Here is a 23,214-nt window from a genome sequence, read left to right as displayed (position 1 = left end):
CTCTCAACCTACACTGCCTTCCAGGCTCACGCCCAGCAGCTTCTGCGCTTCCACGGCGAATTCCATCGGCAACTCCTTGAGCACGTCCTTGCAGAAGCCGTTGACGATCATCGACACCGCGTCCTCTTCACTGAGCCCGCGCTGGCGGCAATAGAACAACTGGTCTTCGCCGATCCGCGACGTCGATGCTTCGTGCTCGACTTTCCCGCTCGGGTTCTTCACCTCGATATACGGAAACGTGAAGGCGCTGCAGCGATCGCCGAGCAGCAGCGAATCGCACTGCGTGTAGTTGCGCGCGTTCTCGGCCGAGCGCGCCATTTTCACGAGGCCTCGATAGGCGTTCTTGCCGCGGCCGGCCGAGATGCCCTTCGAGAGAATCGTGCTGCGCGTGTTGCGACCGATATGCACCATCTTCGTACCGGTATCGGCCTGCTGATAGTGATTGGTGAGCGCCGCCGAATAGAACTCGCCGATCGAGTTGTCGCCCTGCAAGATCACGCTCGGATACTTCCACGTGATGGCGGAGCCGGTTTCGACCTGGGTCCACGAAATCCGCGCGTTCGCCTCGCGACAGTCGCCGCGCTTCGTCACGAAGTTGTAGATGCCGCCGCGCCCTTGCGCGTCGCCCGGATACCAGTTCTGCACCGTCGAATAGCGGATTTGCGCGCCTTCCAGCGCGACGAGTTCCACCACGGCGGCGTGCAGCTGGTTTTCGTCGCGCATCGGCGCGGTGCAGCCTTCCAGGTAGCTCACGTAAGCGCCCTTGTCGGCCACGATGAGCGTGCGCTCGAACTGGCCCGTGTTGCGCGCGTTGATGCGGAAGTACGTGGACAACTCCATCGGGCAGCGCACGCCCGGCGGGATATAGCAGAACGAGCCATCGCTGAAGACAGCCGAGTTGAGCGTCGCAAAGAAGTTGTCGGTGTACGGCACGACTGAGCCGAGATACTGGCGCACGAGGTCCGGATGGTCGCGCACCGCTTCCGAAAACGAGCAGAAGACGATGCCAAGCTCGCCCAGCTGCCGCCGGAACGTCGTGGCAACCGACACGCTGTCGAATACCGCGTCCACGGCCACCCCCGCGAGCATCTCGCGCTCCTGCAGCGGCACGCCGAGCTTTTCGTAGGTGCGCAGGAGTTCCGGATCGACTTCCGCGAGGCTCTTCGGGCGGTTTGCCTGGGTAAGCGGCGCCGAGTAGTAGGCGATGTCCTGGAAATCGATGGGCGGGTGTTCGATGCTCGCCCAATGCGGCTCGGTCATCGTGAGCCAATGCCGGTAGGCGGCGAGCCGCCATTCGAGCATGAAGTCCGGCTCCTGCTTGCGCGCCGAGATAAGACGGATCACGTCCTCGGACAAACCGCGCGGCAACGTGTCCGACTGCACGTCCGAAACGAAACCGTGACGATATTCCCGCCGCAGCAATTCCTCGAATGTTTTCGCTTGTGTATCCATGACGTTATTACGGTCTCCTTTACACTCATGACCTCATTCTAGAACCCCTGGCAAAACCCTGGCATGGCCGGGGTTTAAGCAGAGCACATAAGGCGCGAAGCAGGCACGCGCGATGCGGAAGACCCTGTTGACAAGAGAGAAATGACAACGCATCCGCGTGAAGCCGACCCTTCCACTACTGGCCGTCAGTTTCTTCGCCGCGGACGTACAGGCGGGCGCGGGCCCCTTTCTCGGCATCTATCTCCAGGCGCATGGCTGGACGCCGGAAACGATCGGCACCGTGCTGACCATGGGCGCGGTGATCGGCACGCTCGCGACAGTGCCCGGCGGCGCGCTCGTCGACGCCATTTATCACCGCCGCGCGGTGGTCGTCGGCGCCAGCCTGTTGACCATCGTGGCCGCTTGCGTGATCTGGCTTTCGCACGGCTACTGGCCGATCGCGTTTTCGCAGATCGCCACAGCCGTCGGGGGTTCGGTCATGGGCCCCGCGTTGACGGGATTGACGCTCGGCATGGTCGGCCGCAAGAACTTCGACCGGCAATACGGGCGCAACCAGGTCGCGAACCATGCCGGCAACATCATCGCCGCGGCGTTGTCCGGCGCCCTCGGATGGTGGCTCGGCATTGCCTATGTGTTCGTGCTGGGCGCGGCATTCGGTCTCGCGTGTATCGCGTCCGTGCTGCTCATTCCCCCGCGTTCGGTGCACCGGCACTACGCGCGCGGCCTCGTGCACGACGACGAAAAAGATCGTTCGCAGGTGCGTGCCGAACGCATGCGCATGTTGTTGCATTGCCGCCCCCTGCTGTTGCTCGCGGCGTCGCTTGCCGCGTTCAGTCTCGGCAATTCCGCCATGCTGCCGCTCTATAGTCTTGCCGTCGCGGCAGCCCATCACGGCGACGCTAACCAGATCACCGCCGCCAACATCATCATCTCGCAGATCGTGATGCTCACGGCCGCGGTCTTCGCAAGCCGCATCATTCGCCGCTGGGGCTTCTGGCGGGTCATTCTCGCGACGCTCCTCACGCTGCCGCTGCGCGGCGTGTTCGCCGCGTGGCTGGCGTCGCCGTGGGGCATCCTGCCCGTGCAGGTCCTCGACGGACTCGGCTCCGGTTTGCAGAGCGTCGCCATCCCCGCGCTCGTGGTGCATTTGCTGCATGGCAGCGGCCGCGTGAATCTCGGTCAGGGTGCGGTGCTCGCGGTGCAGGCAGCGGGCGGCTGCCTGAGTCCGCTGCTGGGCGGGTGGCTCGCCAACCGCTTCGGCTATCCAGCGGCGTTTCTCGCGCTCGGCAGCCTCGCCGTCGTCGCGTTGGCCATCTGGGTCACGCAGGGCGCGACCATCCGCGGGTCGTGCGACACGCGCCGCGACGAACTGGAACAACTCGCCGACGTCGACACGTCGGCGTTGTTTCACTGACGACGATGGCCGCACGTCCACCCTTGCGGGCACGCGATTCGCGGCACCTTGCAGGGCATGACGATGAAGACCAGGGAGGAGCCATGAAGCCACTGCATGTTCCCGTCTGGGGCGCGATCGCCTGTTTGGCGCTCGCCGCCTCCTCGTTGTCCATCAACGCACAGACCCAAACGCCCGCTCATCCCCCTGCGCCGCCGATGGTGAAACCGCCGGCAGCCGTGCCAGGCACGGCAAGCGAATCGAACCCCGCCAACCCCGATAACATGCCTGTGAAGAAACCCAAGGGGCCCGCCACCCACGACAAGATGATGCGCAGCGACCCCGCCAGCGACGCTCAGGCCAAATAGCACAAAAAGAAGCGCAAATAGGACTCACCCCTGGCTGCGCCAGGCTCTACCCTTTAACAATAGAACTCACGGAGGACCAGGATGAGAATCGAATTCACGAGTCGCCGTCACGCTGTGGCTGCCGCACGCGTCGCGTTCGAAGCCAACGTGGACAACCGCCCGGTATGGTGCAGCGTGTCGCTCGACGCGCTGAACGACCGCTTCGGCAACACCGGCACATCGGCGCATGCGCTATTGAGCGCCTTCGAGGCAAACCGCCCGAGCATCGAACTGGCCGCGCGGCACGCGCTGGAGAAAAACGGGGGCCAGTCCGTGGAGCTCGAAACGCGCGATCTCGAGTAAGCGCGCCGACGCAAGCGCAATGGCAATCGCAACCGGGTTCGAGTCGTCAGCCGAACGGGCCTGCTCCCGGCAGGGCTCGAGACTTCCCAAAGAACTGAAGAGCGCTCGCCCGAGTGCAAGTCTGGCGAAGCCGAGGTGTCCATAATGGCTGGCATCCGTACACTGCCGCTCGGTTCAATTGCGCATCGCAATCGGCTAATCTTTTCTTGCGTCCGCGACCAGCGCCACCCTTTCGTGTGCGTCGCGTTGTTTCCCCCGGCGCTTGCCGCGGAACGCACCTGCCAGCCGCACTACGCTTGAACCCGTTCGCCTCGACGCGACGGCCCTGACGTGACAAGGAGGCAGACATGGACGCATTACAGTGGGGAACCGCCATCGGCGTCATGGTATTGGTCATCGCGGCCACGGCCGTGATTGCGCACTATCGCCGCGAACGGCGCCGCGCAAGTCTGTTGCGCAACCTCCACCACCACAACGGCATCCGCTCTTCGCACCTGCGCTAGCCAGTCATACGCCAGCCGTCTTGCGCGCACATCTGGAGCATGGTGCGCAGCCGTCCGATATCGGCGGGCTTCGCGAGATGCGCATGGAAACCGGCCGCCAGCGCCGCCGCCCGGTCGCTGTCCGAAACATGCCCGCTCAGCGCGACCAGCATCACGTTGGCGTGATCCGGCATGGCGCGCATGCGCTCCGCTAGTTCGTAGCCGTTCATGCCCGGCATGCCGATATCGACGAGCGCAAGATGCGGCTTCCATTGCCTAAGCATAGTCAGTGCGCTCGCGCCGTCGCCGGCCGTTCTGACTTCATGCCCTTCCAGTTCGAGCAACGCGCCGAGTGCGAAACACGCGTCGGCATTGTCGTCGACGATGAGCACGCGCGCCGGGCCGTTGCCCGCCAGCACGGCGGGGAGCGGCTTGACGGTTTCGGCGCTGCCGGTTCGCACGGGAATCGAGAGGCGCGCCAGCGTGCCGCGTCCGATTCCCTCGCTCGTCACGAGAATCTCGCCGCCATGCAACTGTGCGAGACGCTGCGCAATGGGAAGGCCGATGCCGAGGCCCCCTTCCAGCCGCGCGCTCTTGCCCGCGAATTGCGCAAACGGCTCGAAAATGCGCGAGAGCACGGCCGGGTCGATCCCGATGCCGTTGTCGCGAATCGAGATCTCGACACAGCGCGCGCCGCCCGTGCTCTTCTGTTCGACGACGAGCGTAATCTCGCCGCCGTCAGGCGTATAGCGCACGGCATTGGAAAGCAGGTTCACGATCACCTGCGTGAGCCGCGTCGGGTCTGCGAACAACCGCAGGTCGCCGGCAAGCGGCCGCACGCTCAGCGTATGCCTGCGCGCCTGCACACGCTCGCGGATGGAGGCGAGCGCGTCGGAGAGGATTTCGTTCAACGACGCGTCGGTGGGATCGACGTTCAACTTGTCATGGTCCAGGCGCGACGCATCCTGTAGTTCGTCCATCAGACGTTTGAGCTGCGCGATCTGGCGCTGCGCAACCGCGAAGTATTCGCGCTGCGGCGCGCGATCTTTGCAGATCATCTGGAGCGCCTGAAACGCGTTTTCGAGCGGCGCGAGCGGATTGCGGAACTCGTGTGCGAGCACGGCGATCACTTCCGAATAGCGCTGTGTCTGCATGCGGCTATGGTCGCGCGCCTCGACCAGATCGAGCGCCGAGCCGGCCACGGCGGCAAACTCGCCGAGCACCCGCTGGTCTTCGCGGGAGAAACGCGATCGTTCCTCGAGCGAGGCGACCCAGATCGCGCCCAGTTGCCGCCCTTTCGAAACGATAGGCAGAATGAGCGCCTCCTGGACGTCGGCGCATGCGGGGGCGAGAATTGGGAAATCGTCGCTCAACGCGGTGAAAAGCAGCGGCTTGCCGGCTTCGAGCACGGCGGCGCACGGACAGTCGCTCCAATGGATTCGGCTTCCGCACAGGTTCGCGAACTTGCCGGCCACGCTGTGCCAGCGAAAGTAGCGCTCTTCGCCTTCGCGCTCCAGCAAACTGATGCCGGCCGATTGCGCGCAGCACAGACGCATCGCAAAGTCTGCAATCCTCTGCAACAGCACTTCACGCGAGTCCAGTTGCGCGGTGACCAACGCGAGAAGCGCCTGGTTCTCGCGCGCATGGTCGGGCGCGCGAGACGGTCGCGCATCGATATCGGCGATGGCGGGCGACCTGCGTTTCGGTGCCATTGCGGTCTCCTCCGGTGGCCCGATGAAGCTATTTATGTCGTGGTAATGGGGCTGAGACATTTTATGCACCGCCGAAGAGAATGTTAATTGCCGCAGGATGTTCGTAATGGCAGCATTCCGGACAGGTGCTCACTGCACACCGCAGCGCGAATGACGCGCAATACAGCGGACGAAAAAAACGGAAACAGTGACGGCGAGTGACAAAAACGCCCGGAATTCCGGGCGTTTTTTCGAAGGGGACGCTGCTGCTTCAGACCTTGCGCGCGCGGAGATATTTGAAGAACTCTGCGCCCTCCTGCAGGCGCCGCTTCATCATTTCCCAACTCACCAGCATCTCGCGGACGATCTCCCAGATCTTCGACGGCCGGAAATAAAAGCGCTTGTAGAACTCCTCGACGCCAAGGTAGATCTCTTCGCGCGACAGGTGCGGATAGCCGATCGTCGAGGCCTGCGTACCGGCCGAATTGATGAGCGTGATGACCTTGGTATCGTTCAGCCAGCCATTTTCGACCGCCTGCTTATGAAGCACGGTACCGGGATAAGGCGCGGCGAGCGAGACCTGGATGGTATGGGGATTGATCTCTTTTGCGTACTGAATGGTCTTCTGGATCGTTTCGTGCGTCTCGCCCGGCAACCCGAGGATGAAGGTCCCGTGAATCTTGATGCCGAGCTTGCGGCAATCCTCGCTGAACTGGCGCGCGAAGTCCGTGCGCACGCCCTTCTTGACGTTCACGAGAATCTGGTCGTCGCCGGATTCGAAGCCCACGAGCAACAGACGCAAGCCGTTGTCCTTCATCACCTTGAGAGTCGAGTACGGTACGTTCGCCTTGGCGTTGCACGACCACGTCACGCCCAGCTTGCCCAGCCCGCGCGCGATCTCTTCGGCGCGCGGCCTGAGATCGGTGAACGTGTCGTCGTCGAACATGATCTCCTTGATTTCGGGCATGTTGTCCCGAATCCATTTCACCTCTTCCAGCACGTGCTCGACCGAGCGCGTGCGATAACGATGCCCTCCCACTGTATGCGGCCAGAGGCAAAAGGTGCAGCGGGACTTGCAGCCGCGCCCCGTGTAGAGCGAGAGATACGGATGCTTGAGATAGCCGCTGAAATAATGCTCGGGCGTGAGGTCGCGCTTGTAGATCGGCGACACGAAAGGAAGCTGATCCATGTCTTCGAGGATCGGCCGCGCGTCGTTGTGCATGATGCCGCCGTCGGGCAGCCGATAGCTCAGGCCCAGGATCGATTCGAACGGCCGCCCCTGGGAGATCTCGAGGCAGGTGAAATCGAATTCTTCGCGGCACACGAAATCGAGCGCGTCGCTCGCAGTCAGTGAACCATGCGGATCGACCGCCACCTTGGCGCCGATCATGCCGATGAGGACCGTGCTCTTGCGCCGCTTCAGGTGCTCGGCGAACTGGATGTCGCTCTGGAACGAGGGCGAACTCGTGTGAATGATAATGAGTTCGTATTCCTGTGCAATATCCAGGGTCGCTTCGAGCGTCAGGTCGTCTGCTGGGGCATCCACCACGCGACTGCCTTCGACCAGCGCGGCGGGCTGAACGAGCCACGTGGGATACCAGAACGAGCGGATTTCGCGCTTCGTTTGAAAGCGCGAGCCCGCGCCGCCATCGAAGCCTTCGTAGGAAGGTGCCTGCAGAAACAGCGTTTTCATGAATGCCCTCGGAGAAAAATCGTGAATTTGTCTCGAAGCCTACAAAAACATGACACTTTGCTGGATGGCAGCTTTGCCCGGGTCAAGAATACTACGACTTGCTGCCGCGGCACGTCGAAATAATGTCTGTACCACTTATCGAAACCCCCACTTAACAAGGCCGCCGCCGGTTGGAACACTGCAGAACAACCGCATTCGTCGGCATGAGCGATGCTTTCTGTACTATATTTTTTGACAGCCGCAGCAGCTTTCACAGCGCTCCAACGCGGGAGGCGAAGTATGTCGCGACATCACGACATGCCGGAAGGCGTGCCGGTTGGCAATGGCCACCGTATCAGCCCAGCGGACTTTCTGTTGATGGCGGGCTTTCTCGCCTACCGCGCCCCGCTCGCGTCGGTCGATGCCCGCGCGGCGGCCCGGCGTATTCTCGATGCGGTTCTCTGTGCAGCGGCCGCGCACGGCTTCGCGGACTCGGCAGCGCTGGAATCCATGATGGCGAGTGCCGAGAAATCGGCAGATGTGCGCAGTCTCGCGGAGCAAGCCAGCGCTGCAGTGGGTGACACGTTCGCTTACATGCAGGTGATCCGCGGGGCGGGCGTCGCGCTGGAAGCCGACCCTTATACGCTGATTACTTGAGATCCGGCGTTCCCGCGGCGGCGCGTATGCGCAGAACCGTCTGCCGCGAAGTGCCGAAACGCCGTGCCACTTCGCTCACCGAGAGTCCGCTGCCCAGCGAACTCATCACGCGCGCGCGGTCGTGCGCCGAAAGCGAGGCGGGCCTGCCCGTGGGACGCCCGCTGCGCTGCGCGAGCTTCAGGCCGTTGCGGCTGCGTTCGCTGCGCGCGGCCGCCTCCATGCGGACCACCGCGCGCAGCATCTTGACCGCTTGCGGCTCGGGGCGCCCCGTGAGATCGACGCCGCCCAGTTCGACACAGCGCACGCCAATTTTCCCCTTGCGGCAGTTGAGCAGCGTAGCGAGCACGTCGCGCGCGTTGCAGCCCAAAGCGGAAAGCTGCAGGACCACCAACTCGTCCTCGGCATCGATGCGTCCAAGCAGCCTCGTCAACGCGGGCCGTTCGGCGGCGGCTACATACGGCGCCACCGCGTCGATGGCCACGCGGCTGAGCGCCACGGTGTAGCCCGCCTTGTCGAGCTGGATCAGCTCCCGCTCGGGAAACTCGCCGTCGCTCGCGCCGTTGATGTAGAAGAACGTCCGTTGCACACGTGGCTCCCGTACTCGCCCGGAGGCTCGCGAACTAGCGTCTCAAGCGCGCGAAAGTCGCCAGCAGATCTTCGAGCTGTACCGGCTTTTTGAGGTGCGCGTCGAAACCCGCCTGCTCGGACTGCTCCACATCGGCCTCCTGGCCAAAGCCGCTCAGCGCGATGCAGATCACGGATTCGAGCGCGGGCTGCGAACGCAGCTTGCCAATGAACTCGTACCCGTCCATGCCCGGCATGCCGAGATCGGACAGCACGAGATCCGGCGCGTTGCCGTTGAGCAGCGTCAGCGCTTCCTCGCCGCTCGTGGCCGTCTGCACATTCGCGCCTTCGCTCTCCAGCAGCAGCTTGAACGTCTCGACCGTGGTGGCGTCGTCGTCGACCATCAGGATATGGAGCCCCTGCAGCGACGCCACGGCCGCGCCGTCGTGGCTTTCCGCATGCGCGAACGAACGCTGCATCGGCAGCGTCACCGTGAACGTCGCGCCGCGCCCCAGGCCCTGCGACTCCGCGCGCACGCTGCCGCCGTGGATCGTCACGAGTTCCCGCACGAGCGCGAGGCCAATGCCGAGACCCGAGCGCCGCGCGGCGGACTGCCGGCTTTGCTTGTACATGTCGAAGATATGCGGCAGGAGCGCCGGTTCGATGCCGGTGCCGGTGTCTTTCACGCGCAGCACGGCTTCGTCTTCGGCGACCTCCAGCGAGACGTCCACCGAACCGCGATGGGTGAACTTCATGGCATTGCTGATGAGGTTCCAGACAATCTGCTCGATGCGCGTGAAATCGGCATGCAGGATCACCGGCGTCTGTGTGACCGAGACGTTCAGCGCAATGCCGCGCTGCTGCGCCTCGAACTGCACGGCGTGGCAAACGCGCTGCACGATCTCGCGCATGTCCACCGCCGAGCGCATGACCGAAAGCTTGCCGGTACGCACGCGCGAAATATCCAGCAGGTCGTCGATGATCTGCGCCTGACCGACCACGGTGCGCCGGATCGTGTCCGCCGCGCGCGTGAGGTTCAGGCTCTGGCGCGTTTCCGGCGCCCGCGCAATGAGTTCGGCGCTCGCCGAGATCAAGTTCAGCGGATGCTTGAGTTCGTGCGACACCACCGCGAGAAACTCGTCCTGGCGCCGCTGCCCGTCGCGCTCGCCGGCGTCGCGCACCTGTTCGAGCGTGGCGTTGTGCAGGTCCGCGTCCGCGGGCACGAGCTCGCCCAGGTCGCGCGCGATCTTGGCAAAGCCGCTGACGCCCGCTTCGTCGAGGCGCGAGAGCACGCCGCTCGCGAAAAAGCGCGTGCCGTCCTTGCGCAGGTGCCAGCGTTCCTCGTCGGTGCGGCCATGCTGGCGCGCGAGCGCGAACTCGCGGTCGGCGACCTTGTTCACGCGGTCTTCTTCGGTCGAGAGCAGATCGGCGGACTGACCGATCATTTCGGCCTCCGTATAACCGAAAATGCGTTCCGCGCCCGCGTTCCAGCTCGTGATGTAACCTTCGTCGTCGAACGTGATGATCGCGTAGTCCTTCGTGCCCTCGGCGACGATGCGCATGCGCCGCTCGCCTTCGCGCAACTGGTCTTCGGCCTGGCGGCGCCCGGTGATGTCGATGAAGGAGAGCACCGCGCCGTCGATACGGTCTTCGGTCGTGCGATACGGCACGAAGCGCGCGAGATACCAGCGCCCGTCGTTGCTCTTGAGCTCGCGCTCGATCAGGCGCAGCGAGTCGAAGGCTTCGGCGGCGTCGTCGGCGAGCTTGTCGTATTCGAGCCGGTGCGTGATGTCGAGCAGCGAGCGGCCGATATCCGAAGGAATGATGCTGAACACGTCGGTCGCGCGCGGCGTGTAGCGCTTGATGCAGATGTTGCGGTCCACGAAGATCGTACCGATATCGTTCGCCGCGATCAGGTTCTGCAAGTCGTCGTTGATCTTGCTGGTCTCTTCGACCTTCGACTTCAGCTCCGCGTTGACGGTGGTGAGCTCCTCGTTGATCGACTGCAGCTCTTCCTTGCTGGTTTCGAGTTCCTCGGTCGCCGAGCGCAGTTCCTCGTTGATCGCCTGCAGTTCCTCGTTGGACGCCTTCAGTTCTTCCGTCGAGGTTTCCGACTGCTCGATAGTCGACTGCAGCTGCTCCTTGGTGCGCTGCAGTTCGCGTTCGAGCTGGGTGATGATCGGGTCCTTCTGCACGTCTACGGAAGCCGTTTCCACCCCGCTCATGCTGTCTTCGACTTCGTCGAAGAGCACGAGCACGAAGTCGGCGTTCGCCTCGGGGTCGTGCACCGGCCGCGCCGTCATGTTGACGAAATACGAGCGCCCGTCGCGCTCCAGGCGTACGCGCCGCGCCTCGACGCTGCGGTTCGTGTGCAGCGCCTGGTAGATCGCGGTGCGCAGCTCGAGCCGCAATTCCGGGCGCACGGCGGCGACGATGTTGTGCGAAGGCTCGCCGCCCGAATACTGGAGGAAGCGGCCCGCGCGGTCGGACAGATGCACGATTTCCGAATCGCGGCTCACCAGCACGCTAGGCGGCGCGTACTGTTCGACGAGGCGCTGGTGCAGGTCGCCGAACGAAAAGCGGCGGCGCCCCGGCGGCTGCACAGTCGCGACCACGGGCCGCGCGTTCATCGTGCCGGCAATCGCCACGGGCACGGGCGTGTCGCCGCGCACCGCCATGTTCGCCCGGTAAATGCGGTTGCGCTTGTCCACCACGGTGAACATCGAACTCACGCTGTCCGCGGATTCGGAACTGCCGAGGAACAGCACGCCGCCCGGCCGCAGCGCGAAGTGGAACATCTTGAGGATTTCGATCTGCGCTTCGCGGTCGAGATAGATCAGCAGGTTGCGGCAGCAGATCAGGTCGAGGCGCGAGAACGGCGGATCGCTCAGCACGTTGTGATGCGCGAACAGCATGTGCTCGCGCAGTTCTTTCTTCACACGATAATGCGCGGCGTCCTTGGAGAAAAACTGGCGCACGCGTGCCGGCGTGACGTCGGCGAGGATCGAGTCAGGGAAGAGCCCCGTGCGCGCGAACGAAATCGCGCGTTCGTCGATGTCGGTTGCGAAGACCTGGAACGAGGTGCCTTCCGTCGACTTGAGCGAGCGCTCCTGGAGCAGCATCGCCAGCGAATAGGCTTCCTCGCCCGTGGCGCAGCCCACGGACCACACGCGGATGCGGTCCTGTTCGCCGCGCCCTTCGAACAGCTGCGGCAGGACCTCGCGCTCGAGCACGTCGAACGCTTCCTTGTCGCGGAAGAAGTTGGTGACGCTGATGAGCATGTCCTGCAGCAGCGCCTGGGTTTCCTCGGGATGCAGATGCAGATGGTCCCGGTACGCCTGCAGGTCGGTGATGCCGTTGACCTGCAAGCGCCGTTCGATGCGGCGCAGGACGGTGGCGCGCTTGTAGTGGCGGAAATCGTGCGCCGTGCGCGTGCGCAGGATGATCATGATCTCGCGCAGCGCCCGCTCGGCCGCCTCGTTGATATGCTCTTCGCGCCGCTCCTCGCTTTCCGCGACCGGCAGTTGAATTTCCTTCGTCGTCGACCAGAGGTCCATCAGCCGCTGCGGCATCTCCGCCGCCGTGGTGACGAAGTCGACCATGCCGGTGGCGATGGCGCTGCGCGGCATGCTGTCGTATTCCGCCTCCGAGGGATCCTGGGCAAACGTGATGCCGCCCATCTCCTTGACGCGCGAGAGGCCGGCGGAGCCGTCCGAACCCGCGCCCGAGAGCACGATGCCGATGGCGCGCTCGTGATGCGTTTCGGCGAGCGTGCGGAAGAACACGTCGATCGCCGCGCGGCGGCCCTCCTGAGGCTGACTGGGAGAAACGCGCAGATAGTCGTCCACCATCGCCAGATCGAGTGACGGTGTGATGACATACACATGGTCGGGCTCGATGGGGGTCGGGCTCGTCACCTCCACCACGGGCATGTCGGTCGCCTTGCGCAGCAGCGCGGCCATACTGCTTTCGTGGTCGGGCGCGAGATGGACGACCACGACGAACGCCATCGAGGTGTGGGAGGGAAGGGATTCGAAGAAGGCCAGCAGCGCGCTAAGGCCGCCTGCCGATGCGCCGATACCGACGATCGGATAATTGGTCTGGCTGCGGGGCATATGGCCACGTCGTTTCGGCATGATCGCCAGGTCCTGAAGTTGGAATGAATCGCGTTCGCACTCGCGCGCTCAGGCCGCGGGTGCTGCGCCGACATTATCCCTCCAGGAGCATCGACTGCAATAGTCCTGCCGCATCGCCCGCACGCCGCGCGGTTTCCTCCTCCCGCTGCTGCGCATCGCGGTCGCCGCACTGCCGGTAGTGTTCGCTCTGGGCACGGCTCATCGATTCGCGCTCGCGCAGCGCGCGCAGCGCGTCGCGCAGCGAGCGCTCCACGTCGCGGCTGCGGCCCCGGTTGAGCGAGGCCGCCGTGTAGGCGTGGCCCGTATGGCAGCGGTAGCGCAGCAGACGCGAGTAGTCGAGGCGCCAGAGCGTGCCGTTGCACTCGGGGCAGGTGAACGTCGAAGGCGTGCCGATGCTGGTCAGATCGCCGGCCAGTCCATTGCCCTCGCGCCAGGCGCGCAGCTCCGTGCTGACGAGCCCGGCGGCGCGGCGTCTCGCGACGCCTTCCTCGGCCGTTGCGGGCGGCGCGCGGTCCGTCAATTCCACGAGCCGGTGGGCCACGCCCGCGAGCGGCAGGATGTAGTCGGCGAACGGCGCAGCGTTGAGCGGCATTTCGCTGGCGAAGGCGTCGGATGGGTCCTGGACGATCCCGGTGCCGCCGCAGGCCTGGATGGCCTCGAGACCGGCCGCGCCGTCGTCCAGCAGGCCCGTAAGAATCACGCCGATGCTGCGCGGGCCCAGTTCCGCGGCCACGCTGCGAAAGAGCGGGTCGATGGCCGGACGGGCAAAGTTTTCCTTCGCGGCATGCACGAGCCGCAGATGCGAGCCCTCCACGATCATGTGCTGGTCGGGGGGCGCCACGTAAATCCTGCCGCGCGCCCAGGTTTCGCCGTCCGCGGCATGCACTGCGCGCAGCGGGCCTGCGCTGTTGAGCAGCGAAGGCAGATGGCTGTAGTGGCTGCCCACATGGAGCACGATTGCGATCGTCGCCCGCAAGTCGGGCGGAAGCGCGGACACAAGACTTCGAAGCGCATCGACGCCGCCCGACGATGTGCCTATGGCGATGAAGTCTCGGTAGATCAATTGGTGTCCAGGCTGGCAGGTGAATCGGGATCAATCCGTCACTTTGCGCAATTGCCGTGCCTGCAGGGGTGGCAGAGAGCGAGCGCGGGGGCCGCGGCATCTGCCTTGCTGTTTCGTCGGGGACTGACGAACAGGACGGAGGGCAGGCCGATGACACGATCCACGCGCGCCGCCGCGGCCATGGCGAGCGTCGCGGCGGGCGCCGCGCTCGCCATGTGGTCCACGCGCAGCCTGCGCGAAGCTGCGCACGCACGTGCGAGCGGCAAGCACGTGGCCGCAGCGCGCAGCTTCAATCATGGGTCGGCGCTGCTCGCGCTCTCCGTACTGGCCGACAGCGCCATGGAGCACTATCGCGGCTCGTTCGAAAACCGTGCGATGTACCTGCCGCCCGCCGTGGCGCTCTGCTCGCTCGCCGCGGCGCTGCATGGCGGCGCGGACCGGCGCGCGGCCTCGCACGGGCTGCGTCACGCGATCCAGCTCACCAGCGCCGCGACCGGCGTGACGGGCACCGCCTTCCATCTTTACAACGTGACGAAGCGGCCCGGCGGATTCAGCTGGCATAACGCCTTTTACGGCGCGCCGGCGGGCGCACCCTTCGCGCTGGTGCTCTCCGGCGTGCTGGGCGCAGTCGCCGAGCAGTTGCGCGACGAGCCCGGGCACGACCCGCAGCTCTTCGGCATGCCCGCGGGCAAGGCGCTCGCGCTGGTGGCGGGCGTGGGGCTGCTCGGCACAGCGGCCGAGGCGGCGCTGCTGCACTTTCGCGGCGCGTTCCAGCATCCGGCGATGTACGCGCCCGTGACCATCGTGCCTGTGAGCAGCGCGTTGCTCGCGCATGCGGCGTGGGCCCCGCCCCGCCATGCGGCCCGCGCGAGCGTGTTCGCGCGCTTCTGGCTGCGGCTCACGGCGGCGCTCGGTTTTGCGGGCTTCGGCTTTCATGCGAACGGCGTGGCGCGCGCGCAGGGCGGCTGGCGCAACTGGTCGCAAAATCTGTTCGCGGGGCCGCCCCTGCCCGCGCCGCCCGCTTTCAGCGCGCTCGCGCTCGCGGGGCTTGCGGCGTTGCGCATGCGGGAGACCGAACGATGACCCGAACGCCGACTTATCCCGGCTACGACGTGCTTGCCAAACGCGACACGCCTTCGTGGGACGCGCCCACGCGTGCGGTGATCGAGGCGCGCCTGAACATCCCGAACCAGGCGCGCTATCTCGGTCCATCGCAGTGGCAGACGCTGCTCGCGCTGTGCGACACGATCGTGCCGCAGCCCGGCAACGTCAATGGCGAGCACGCTCCGCGCGTGCCGGTCGCCGCGCTCGTGGAAGGCAAACTGCTCGACGACCGCCGCGACGGGTTTCGCGACGCCCGCCTGCCGCCGTTGCGCGCCGCCTGGGAGACGGGGCTCGCCGCCCTCGATGCGGAAAGCGTGAAAGCCTGCGGGGAGCCCTTTGCGCAGTTGCACGACGAACGGCGGCGTGCGCTCGTCGCCCGCATGCAGCGTGGCGAGCTGCGCAGCCGGGCCTGGCACGGCATGCCGTGCGACCTGTTCTTCGCGAAGCGCGTGCTGCACGACGTGAGCGCCGCGTACTGGTCACACCCGCTCGCGTGGAATGCGATGGGCTTTGGCGGCCCGGCGAATCCGCGCGGCTACGTGCGCCTCTATACGAACCGGCGCGATCCTTGGGAAGCCGTCGAAGCCGCCGACGAAAGCGACGCGGCGCACGAGGCGGCCCGCAGGAAGAACGAGCGTGTGCGCTGATCTCGCCGACTCGACCGACGCCAGCGAAGCGCCGCGTGGCAAGCACGGCCGCGCGCCCGACGTGTTCCGGCGCGGCGGCTGGATGCGCATGCGCGAATACGCGCTCGACGATCCGGTCGATTTCGCCATCGTCGGCACCGGCGCGGGAGGCGCGACGCTCGCCTGCCGGCTTGCGGAGGCGGGCTTTCGCGTGGTGGCGTTCGACGCGGGCGCATGGTGGCGGCCCCTCGAAGAATTCGCCTCCGACGAGACCCACCAGGCCAAGCTCTACTGGACCGACGAACGCATCTGCGACGGCGAAAACCCCTTGCAGCTGGGCAGCAACAACAGCGGCCGTGCGGTGGGCGGCAGCACCGTCCACTTCGCCATGGTCTCGCTGCGCTTTCGGCCCGAGTGGTTTCAATCGCGCACCAAACTCGGCTATGGCGTGGATTGGCCGCTCGACTGGCGCGAGATGTGGCGCTACTACACCGAGGTCGAGCAGGCGCTCGGCATCTCCGGGCCGGTGAACTATCCGTGGGGACCCAAACGACCGCGCTATCCGTATCGCGCGCATGAAATCAACGGCGCGGGCCTCGTGCTCGCCCGCGGCTGCGAGGCGCTCGGCATTCCCTGGGCGCCCACGCCGCTCGCGACGCTCTCCGCGCCGCGCGGCGACGCGCATCAGTGCGTCTATCGCGGCTTTTGCGTGTCGGGCTGCGCGACCAACGCGAAGCAGAGCGCGCTCGTCACGTGGATTCCGCGCGCCGTGCGCGCGGGCGCGGAAATCCGCGATCTCGCGATGGTGGGCCGCATCGAAACCGACGCGCTGGCGCGCGCCGCCGGCGTGCATTTTCATCGCGAGGGGCGCTGGCATTTCCAGCGCGCGCGCAACGTGGTCGTGGCGGGGTACGCCATCGAAACGCCGCGCCTGCTGCTGCTTTCCGCGAACGGACGCTTTCCCGAAGGCCTGGCGAACCGCTCGGGACTCGTCGGCAAGAATCTCATGGTGCAGACGAACCAGGCCGCGTGGGGCGTATTCGACGACGAAATCCGCTGGTACAAGGGGCCGCCTTCGCTGGCGCTCACCGAACACTGGAACTATCAGGACGAAGGCAAGGACTTTCACGGCGGCTATTGCTACATGAGCCAGGGCCCGCTGCCGCTCGTCTGGGCGGCGACGCAAACGAGCCGCGGCCTGTGGGGCGACGCGCTCATGCGCGAGATGACGAAGTACAACCATCAGGCGGGTCTCAAGATGGTGGGCGAGACGCTCCCGCAGGAACGCAACCGCGTGACGCTCGCCGACGAGAAAGACGCGCTCGGCCTGCCCGTCGCACGCGTCACATGGTCGATGGGCGAGAACGACCGCCGGCTCGTGAACCACGCGCTGGACTATATGAGCCGTGCATTGGAGGCGGCGGGCGCGCGCGACATCTGGACCCAGGACGACGACACCTGCCACCTGAACGGCACGGCGCGCATGGGCAGCGACGCGCAAACGAGCGTCGTCGATGCGGACTGCCGCTCATGGGACATTCCGAATTTATGGATCTGCGACGGCTCCGTGTTTCCGACCGTAGGCGGCGTCAATCCTTCGCTCACCATCCAGGCCGTTGCGTGCCGCACCGCCGACCGCATCAAGACGCTGGCCGCGCGCGGCGAGCTTTGATGACCATCGCGCGGGCACGCGTCGTGCGTTGACGCAGATGTTTTTCAAAAGGAGGCCATCATGCCACTCAGCAAGGGAAAAACCCGCGAAGCGATCTCGAAGAACATCAAGACGGAAGTGAAGCAAGGCAAGTCGCAGAAGCAAGCCGTTGCCATCGCGCTGAACCAGGCGCGCAAATCCGGCGCGAAGATTCCGAAGAAGAACCAGAAGTGATCGGGCGCGCCGCGCACGCGGCGCGTCTTTCATCACGCGTTTCGTGTTTCGTGAGTTAGCCATCCTCGCCGACTTCGGCAGGTTCCGGCAGGTCCGGCAACTCGTGCGGCTCCGCCTGAGGGGCGCCGGATTCGCGCTCGTCGGGTTCTGCGCCGCCGCCCGGATCGTTCTTTTTCGGCGGCGTGGCGGGCTCCATCTGGACGCGTCGAAAACGGGGCAGGTCGTAAGGGCTTTGCATGCTCGATCTCCATAAAAAACGCCGGTAAAAGCGCGTAGCGGGCCTGCCGGGATCGCGCAGCGCGTGTGCCTGGCTCGCGCAGCGATGAGGCGTGCATGGGCATGCCGGGTGCGCAGGCGAAAAACGTTCTGGACGCCTACGCTGCTGCGCCGCTCATGACCCCACTTGCCTACTTCCTGCACAGCGCGGGCCCCGCATCGGGTCCGGTGCAGGCGCTCGACTGGGGCCTCGCTGTCCTGTGCGTGGGCGTGTGCATCGTCATAGCGTCGTTGCTTTATCTGGCGATCCGGCGCAGGCGTCGCGGTGGCGCGGCGCAAGATGAAGCTTTGTTACAAACCAACGTTGCCGACGAGCAAGGCGAGCGCACGGCGAACCGCATCGTTGCCGTCGGCACGGCCATTTCATCGGTGCTGTTGCTGGGCGCGCTCGTGGCGATGCTGCGCGTGCTGGCCGCCGTGGCCGACCCGCCGCGCGAGCCTTCGCTCACCGTGACCGTCACGGCTTACGACTGGTGGTGGAAAGTGAGCTATCGAACGCCCGAGGGCGCGAGCTTCGAAACCGCCAACGAAATCCACATTCCCACGGGCGAGCCCGTGCGCGTCGATCTGCAAAGCGCCGACGTCGTGCACGCGTTCTGGGTTCCGGCGCTCGCGGGCAAGACGCAGGCCATACCCGGCCAGGTCAATCACCAGTGGATCGAGGCCGACCATCCCGGCGTATGGCGCGGGCAGTGCACGCAGTTCTGCGGGGCACAGCACGCGCACATGGCCATGGAAGTGGTGGCGCAAGCCCCCGCCGATTTCTCGCGCTGGCTCGATGCGCAACGGCAGCCCGCAGCGGCCGCGCAAAGCGGCGCGGCGCAGCGCGGCGAGCAACTGTTCGCCGCGCGCTGCGGCGGCTGCCATGCCGTGCGCGGCACGCAGTCGGGCGGCATGCAGGCGCCCGACCTCACGCATCTCGCCTCGCGGCGCCTGATCGCCGCGGGCACGCTCGCCAACACATCCGTCAACCGGCTCGACTGGGTCGCGCACGCGCAGCAGCGCAAACCCGAATCGCTCATGCCCGACATTGCCCTCACTCCGGCCGAGGCGAGCGACCTCGGCGCGTGGCTCGACACACTCCAGTGACATGAACGATATCCCGGCCTCCCCCGCAGCTTCCGACCGTCCCGCCAGCGCGACGGTGCCGCGCCGTCCGCGTGCCGGGCGCCTCTCGCGCGTGCCGGAAACGGGCACGGCGCCGCTCGACGAAGCCACGCTGCGCCGCCTCGAAGAGATGTGGGAAACGCGCGCCGGCTGGCGCGGCTGGCTCTCCACGGTGGATCACAAGACCATCGGCCTCCGCTATCTCGTCACGGCGTTCGTGTTCCTCGTGCTGGGCGGCGCGGAGGCGCTCATCATGCGCGCGCAACTCGCGCGCCCCAACGAAACGCTGCTCACGCCCGAGCAATACGACCAGCTGTTCACGATGCACGGCGTCACGATGATCTTTCTCTACGCGCTCCCCGTGCTGAGCGGGTTTTCGAACTACCTGTGGCCGCTCGTGCTCGGCTCGCGCGACATGGCGTTCCCGCGCCTGAACGCGCTCTCGTACTGGGTCTTTCTCGGCGCGGGCATTCTGCTCTACGCGAGCTTTCCCGCGGGACAGGGAGCCAATGCGGGCTGGTTCAACTACGTGCCGCTTTCCACGGCCGCCTACGACCCCGGGCCGAACATCGACGTCTACGCGCTCGGCATGGTGCTGCTCGGCATTTCCACCACAGTGGGCGCGGGGAACTTCGTCATCACGTTCCTGCGCATGCGGGCCAGCGGCATGTCGGTCGCGCGCCTGCCCATCCTCGTCTGGGGCACGCTCACGGCTTCGGCCGCCAATCTGCTCGCCGTGCCCTCCGTGAGCCTCGCGTTCTTTATGCTCTGGCTCGACCGCAACGCGGGCTCGCACTTCTTCGATACGACAGTCGACGGGCGCCCCCTGTTGTGGCAACACCTCTTCTGGATCTTCGCGCACCCGTGGGTCTACGTGGTCGTGCTGCCCGCCATGGGCATCGTGTCCGACGCGCTGCCCACCTTCTGCCGCCGCCCGATCGTCGCCTACGCGGCCGTTGCGCTGTCAACGGTCGCGACCATGCTCGTGGGCTTCGAAGTGTGGCTCCATCACATGTTCGCCACGGGCCTGCCGCCGCTCGCCCTGGCCTTCTTCGGTGCGGCGAGCATGGTGATTTCCGTGCCGAGCGCGATTGCGGTGTTCGCGTGGATCGCCACGATCTGGACCGGCAAGCCCGTGTTCAAGACGCCGTTCTACTACTTCGCGGGATTCGTGCTGATGTTCACCGTGGGCGGCGTTTCCGGCGTGATGACCGCCGCCGTGCCGCTCGACTGGCAGCTCACCGACACCTACTTCGTCGTGGCCCACCTCCACTACGTGCTGCTCGGCATCAACGTGTTTCCGGTGCTCGGCGGACTCACGTACTGGTTTCCCAAGTTCACCGGACGGCTCATGCACGAGCGCTTCGGCAAGTGGACCTTCTGGGTCACGTTCATCGGCTTCAATCTGGGTTTCTTTCCGATGCACATCTCCGGGCTCCTCGGCATGCCGCGGCGCATCTATACCTACCCGGAAGGCATGGGCTGGGACACGGCCAACCTGCTCACGAGCATCGGCGCGTTCGTGTTCGCGATCGGCATCGCCATGTTCATCGGCAATGCGCTCGTGAGCGCGCGGCGCGGCGCACGCGCGAGCGCGAACCCATGGAATGCGGCGGGCCTCGAGTGGGCGACCTCGTCGCCGCCGCCTCCGTACAACTTCGCGATCCTGCCGAGCGTGCGCTCGCGGGACCCGCTCTGGCAGCCCGATGCAAATGTGCCGCGTCCCGGCTATCTGCTCCATCGCGGGCGCGAAGCGCTCGGCGTCACGCCCCTCATGGGCGAGCCCGACGTCATCCTCAAGATGCCCGAGGACAGCTACGCGCCCTTCGTGCTGGGCGTGGCTTCGACGCTCGTGTTCGTGGGGTTGCTGTTCCATTCGACTCAGTTCATCGCGCTCGCCGGGCTCGCATGCGGACTCGCGCTGCTCTCGTGGCTGTGGCCGCGGCGCTCGCTAGGACAGCGCGAACCGTTCGCGCCGCAAGGCACGACGCCCGCCGGCAAAGTCGCCGAGACGGCTGCCGAGTCGATCACGACAGGAAGCGAAGACGAAACCCTTGCCTTGCCCGTGGGCAGCGCCGGCGAACATGCGGGCGGCTGGTGGGGCGTGCTCACGCTCGTCGTGACGGAAACCGCGCTGTTCGGCTACCTGATCTTCTCGTACCTCTATCTCGCTTCGCAGAGCGCACAGCCCTGGCCGCCCGATGGCCTGCCCAAGCTCGGCATGAGCGGACTGAACACGGCGCTGCTGCTCACGAGCAGCGTGTTCGTATGGCTCGCGGGCGCGTTTGTGCGGCGCGCGCGCTCCTGGCCCGCGTTCTGGTCGATGATCGCCGGCATTGCGCTCGGCATCGCGTTTGTCACGATCCAGTTCTTCGAGTGGCACGACCGGCCCTACGGGCTCGCGACGCATCTGTATGGTTCGCTCTACTTCACGATCACGGGCTTTCACATGGCCCACGTGATGGCGGGTGTGCTGATGCTCGCCGCGCTCGCGTTCTGGATCGCGCGCGGCTACTTCGACGGCAGACGCGATGCGGCGCTCACCATTGGCGGCCTGTACTGGCACTTCGTCGACGTGGTGTGGCTCTTCATCTTCTCCGTGCTCTATCTCTCGCCTTACTGGATGCGAGGACGATGATGCAATCCGCCGCGTCTCCAGCATCCGTGCCCGCACGCATCCGGCCCACGCTGCGGCAGCATATTGCCGTGTGGTACGGCATTTTTGGCGTGCCGGCCATCTGGGCGGTCCACGTGCTGGTCTGCCAGACGCTCGCGGCCACCGCGTGTGCCGGCGGCGTCCCGCAACGCAATGGCGAGCCCTGGGAGGTCGTGCACTGGACGCTTGCGCTCGTCTCCGCCGCTGCGTTCGCTCTGGCGCTCACCGGCGCGCTGCTGGCGCGGCGCACGTGGCGCGAAAGCGCCGCCGTCGACACGCCGCAGCGCGACACCTTCCGCTTTCTCGCCTGGAGCAGCACGGCCGTTGCCGTGGCGTTCACGATCGCGCTCGTATTCACGATCTCGGTGCTGTTCGCGTTGCCGCTCGAACGGCTATGCGGGGCGTTGCGATGAACTCCCGCGCCGGTTCGAGCGCTGTGCTCGCCGCCCTCGTGCTGCTCGCCGGCTGCCACCGCGACGAGCCGTTCGCGACGACGAAACCGCCGCCCGATGCCGCCCAGATCGCACTGGGCGAAAAGCTCGCGAAAGCGGGCGATTGCGCCTCGTGCCACGATTCCGCCAAGCGCGAACCCTTCGGCGGCGGTCTCGCCGTGAATTCGCCGTTCGGTCCGATTTACGCGAGCAACATCACGCCCGACCCCGTGCACGGCATCGGCGACTACACGCCCGCGCAGTTCGCCGCGGCCTTGCAGCGCGGCGAAGCACGTGGCGGCAAGCGGCTCTATCCCGCGATGCCTTATCCGTCGTTTGCGGCGCTGGCGGCAAGCGACGTGAACGCGCTCTACCAGTACTTCATGTATGGCGTGAAGCCGGTGCCGAATGCCGCGCCGCAAACGCATCTGCCGTTTCCGTTCAACCAGCGCTGGGTGATGATGTTCTGGCGTCTCGCGTTCGCACAGCATGGCCGCTTCGAGCCCGACCCCGGGCAGACCGCGCAGTGGAATCGCGGCGCCTGGCTCGTGCAGGGTCTCGGCCACTGCGGCGCGTGCCACACGCCGCGCGGGCCCGCCTACAACGAAATGGGCTACACGCAAAGCAGCCCGCTCTACCTCACGGGCGGCGTGAACGACCACTGGTACGCGCCGAATCTCACGGGCGACCCCGGCAGCGGCCTGGGCCGCTGGAGTGCCGACGACATCGCCGCGTTCCTGCGCGACGGGCACAACGACCGCGCCTATGCATTCGGCGCGATGGCGCCCGTGGTGGGCGCGAGCACGCAATACCTGGGCGACGACGATCTGCACGCCATCGCCACTTATCTGAAATCGCTGCCCGCACGCGAGGCGAGTGGCCAGTATGCCGATTCCGCGGCCGCGCGCGCCTCGACCATGGCGGCATTGCACGGCGGCACGCCGGAGCGGCCCGGCGCCGGCCTCTATCTCTCGTACTGCGCAAAATGCCACGGCGCCGACGGCGCCGGCAAACCCGACAAGGCGCCGCCCCTTGCGGGCAGTTCGCTCGCGCTCTCGTCCGACGCGACAAGCGTACTGCGCCTCATCGTCGAAGGCAGCCAGAGTCCGCAAACCGGTAATGGCGGCATGCCGCGCAAGATGCCCGGGTTCCGCACCCAGTTCACGGACAGCGAGGTCGCCCAGGTGGCGAGCTTCGTGCGCGGCGCGTGGGGCAACGACGCGGCGCCCATCGCACCCGCCGAAGTTACGCGACTGCGCGGCGCGATCCACCGTTGAGCGTTCCTTCCAGTCAAACATGGCGCGCGGTG

The 23,214-nt window shown here is 66.0% G+C and carries 20 protein-coding genes; 13 read left to right on the top strand and 7 right to left on the bottom strand.

What is annotated here, in order from left to right; genetic code table 11:
- Positions 1 to 3 precede the first annotated feature (3 nt).
- Positions 4 to 1,452: a Fe-S cluster assembly protein SufB gene (gene sufB, locus AB4Y36_RS17875; protein ID WP_368604661.1), complete on the bottom strand. Its 1,449-nt coding sequence runs from the start codon at positions 1,450 to 1,452 to the stop codon at positions 4 to 6.
- Between the two features lie 157 nt (positions 1,453 to 1,609).
- Here sufB and AB4Y36_RS17870 point away from each other — a divergent pair, with 157 nt between their 5' ends.
- From AB4Y36_RS17870 to AB4Y36_RS17855, 4 genes are all read left to right on the top strand, one after another.
- Complete coding sequence (locus AB4Y36_RS17870) at positions 1,610 to 2,866, top strand: MFS transporter (protein WP_368683714.1); 1,257 nt, start codon at positions 1,610 to 1,612, stop codon at positions 2,864 to 2,866.
- Positions 2,867 to 2,949: 83 nt separating this feature from the next.
- On the top strand, positions 2,950 to 3,213 hold the full coding sequence (locus AB4Y36_RS17865; protein WP_368683713.1) for a hypothetical protein: 264 nt from the start codon (positions 2,950 to 2,952) through the stop codon (positions 3,211 to 3,213).
- 81 nt (positions 3,214 to 3,294) lie between these two features.
- Positions 3,295 to 3,555: a DUF1488 domain-containing protein gene (locus AB4Y36_RS17860; protein ID WP_028204289.1), complete on the top strand. Its 261-nt coding sequence runs from the start codon at positions 3,295 to 3,297 to the stop codon at positions 3,553 to 3,555.
- Between the two features lie 347 nt (positions 3,556 to 3,902).
- On the top strand, positions 3,903 to 4,058 hold the full coding sequence (locus AB4Y36_RS17855; protein ID WP_169739106.1) for a hypothetical protein: 156 nt from the start codon (positions 3,903 to 3,905) through the stop codon (positions 4,056 to 4,058).
- Here the strand turns inward: AB4Y36_RS17855 and AB4Y36_RS17850 are convergent.
- Positions 4,055 to 5,749, bottom strand: a complete 1,695-nt coding sequence (locus tag AB4Y36_RS17850; RefSeq protein WP_368683712.1) for an ATP-binding protein — start codon at positions 5,747 to 5,749, stop codon at positions 4,055 to 4,057. The two genes, AB4Y36_RS17855 and AB4Y36_RS17850, sit on opposite strands and share 4 nt — an antisense overlap.
- Before the next feature lie 250 nt (positions 5,750 to 5,999).
- Positions 6,000 to 7,421: a hopanoid biosynthesis associated radical SAM protein HpnJ gene (gene hpnJ / locus AB4Y36_RS17845; protein ID WP_342948275.1), complete on the bottom strand. Its 1,422-nt coding sequence runs from the start codon at positions 7,419 to 7,421 to the stop codon at positions 6,000 to 6,002.
- A gap of 297 nt (positions 7,422 to 7,718) precedes the next feature.
- On the opposite strand from hpnJ, the gene AB4Y36_RS17840 reads away from it, so the two are divergent.
- Positions 7,719 to 8,057: a hypothetical protein gene (locus AB4Y36_RS17840; protein WP_256094501.1), complete on the top strand. Its 339-nt coding sequence runs from the start codon at positions 7,719 to 7,721 to the stop codon at positions 8,055 to 8,057.
- Here AB4Y36_RS17840 and AB4Y36_RS17835 read toward each other — a convergent pair.
- The 3 genes from AB4Y36_RS17835 to AB4Y36_RS17825 form a co-directional block, all read right to left on the bottom strand.
- Positions 8,050 to 8,643 (bottom strand): recombinase family protein, encoded by a 594-nt coding sequence (locus AB4Y36_RS17835; protein WP_069262286.1) that lies wholly within the window; start codon positions 8,641 to 8,643, stop codon positions 8,050 to 8,052. The genes AB4Y36_RS17840 and AB4Y36_RS17835 overlap by 8 nt on opposite strands.
- Before the next feature lie 34 nt (positions 8,644 to 8,677).
- A complete protein-coding gene (locus AB4Y36_RS17830; protein ID WP_342948277.1) occupies positions 8,678 to 12,757 on the bottom strand; it encodes a CheR family methyltransferase in 4,080 nt (1,359 codons plus the stop codon).
- Positions 12,758 to 12,830: 73 nt separating this feature from the next.
- Positions 12,831 to 13,820 carry a chemotaxis protein CheB gene (locus AB4Y36_RS17825; RefSeq protein ID WP_069262288.1) on the bottom strand — a complete coding sequence of 330 codons (990 nt, stop codon included), beginning with the start codon at positions 13,818 to 13,820 and terminating at the stop codon, positions 12,831 to 12,833.
- Between the two features lie 213 nt (positions 13,821 to 14,033).
- On the opposite strand from AB4Y36_RS17825, the gene AB4Y36_RS17820 reads away from it, so the two are divergent.
- The 4 genes from AB4Y36_RS17820 to AB4Y36_RS17805 are packed head-to-tail and all read left to right on the top strand — an operon-like array spanning position 14,034 to position 17,435.
- Positions 14,034 to 14,903, top strand: coding sequence for a hypothetical protein (locus AB4Y36_RS17820; protein ID WP_256094515.1), 870 nt, complete (start codon positions 14,034 to 14,036; stop codon positions 14,901 to 14,903).
- On the top strand, positions 14,900 to 15,571 hold the full coding sequence (locus AB4Y36_RS17815) for a gluconate 2-dehydrogenase subunit 3 family protein (protein WP_368683711.1): 672 nt from the start codon (positions 14,900 to 14,902) through the stop codon (positions 15,569 to 15,571). The genes AB4Y36_RS17820 and AB4Y36_RS17815 overlap by 4 nt, the downstream gene beginning before the upstream one ends.
- Positions 15,561 to 17,222 carry a GMC family oxidoreductase gene (locus tag AB4Y36_RS17810; protein ID WP_368604665.1) on the top strand — a complete coding sequence of 554 codons (1,662 nt, stop codon included), beginning with the start codon at positions 15,561 to 15,563 and terminating at the stop codon, positions 17,220 to 17,222. The genes AB4Y36_RS17815 and AB4Y36_RS17810 overlap by 11 nt, the downstream gene beginning before the upstream one ends.
- Positions 17,223 to 17,282: 60 nt before the next feature.
- The gene (locus AB4Y36_RS17805; RefSeq protein WP_176732830.1) at positions 17,283 to 17,435 is read left to right on the top strand and encodes a DUF6496 domain-containing protein; all 153 of its coding nucleotides are present in this window, start codon (positions 17,283 to 17,285) and stop codon (positions 17,433 to 17,435) included.
- Between the two features lie 55 nt (positions 17,436 to 17,490).
- Here AB4Y36_RS17805 and AB4Y36_RS17800 read toward each other — a convergent pair whose 3' ends face one another.
- Positions 17,491 to 17,673, bottom strand: coding sequence for a hypothetical protein (locus AB4Y36_RS17800; protein WP_342923528.1), 183 nt, complete (start codon positions 17,671 to 17,673; stop codon positions 17,491 to 17,493).
- A gap of 101 nt (positions 17,674 to 17,774) precedes the next feature.
- Between AB4Y36_RS17800 and coxB the strand changes: the two genes are divergently transcribed.
- Genes coxB through AB4Y36_RS17780 form a run of 4 tightly spaced genes read left to right on the top strand, consistent with a single transcriptional unit; the run spans position 17,775 to position 23,182 of the window.
- Positions 17,775 to 18,800, top strand: a complete 1,026-nt coding sequence (coxB, locus tag AB4Y36_RS17795; RefSeq protein ID WP_256094516.1) for a cytochrome c oxidase subunit II — start codon at positions 17,775 to 17,777, stop codon at positions 18,798 to 18,800.
- A 1-nt stretch (position 18,801) separates the two neighbouring features.
- Positions 18,802 to 21,456 carry a cytochrome c oxidase subunit I gene (gene ctaD, locus AB4Y36_RS17790; RefSeq protein ID WP_368683710.1) on the top strand — a complete coding sequence of 885 codons (2,655 nt, stop codon included), beginning with the start codon at positions 18,802 to 18,804 and terminating at the stop codon, positions 21,454 to 21,456.
- Complete coding sequence (locus tag AB4Y36_RS17785) at positions 21,453 to 21,887, top strand: cytochrome C oxidase subunit I (RefSeq protein ID WP_368604667.1); 435 nt, start codon at positions 21,453 to 21,455, stop codon at positions 21,885 to 21,887. Before ctaD ends, AB4Y36_RS17785 begins: the two co-directional genes overlap by 4 nt.
- Positions 21,884 to 23,182 carry a cytochrome c gene (locus AB4Y36_RS17780; RefSeq protein WP_368683709.1) on the top strand — a complete coding sequence of 433 codons (1,299 nt, stop codon included), beginning with the start codon at positions 21,884 to 21,886 and terminating at the stop codon, positions 23,180 to 23,182. Before AB4Y36_RS17785 ends, AB4Y36_RS17780 begins: the two co-directional genes overlap by 4 nt.
- Positions 23,183 to 23,214: the final 32 nt, after the last annotated feature.

The sequence above is a fragment of the Paraburkholderia sp. BR10936 genome (assembly GCF_040965735.1).
Taxonomy (GTDB): domain Bacteria; phylum Pseudomonadota; class Gammaproteobacteria; order Burkholderiales; family Burkholderiaceae; genus Paraburkholderia; species Paraburkholderia nodosa_A.
The sequence above is the reverse complement of the archived record's forward strand: the minus strand, read 5'-3'. Positions and strand labels throughout refer to the sequence as shown.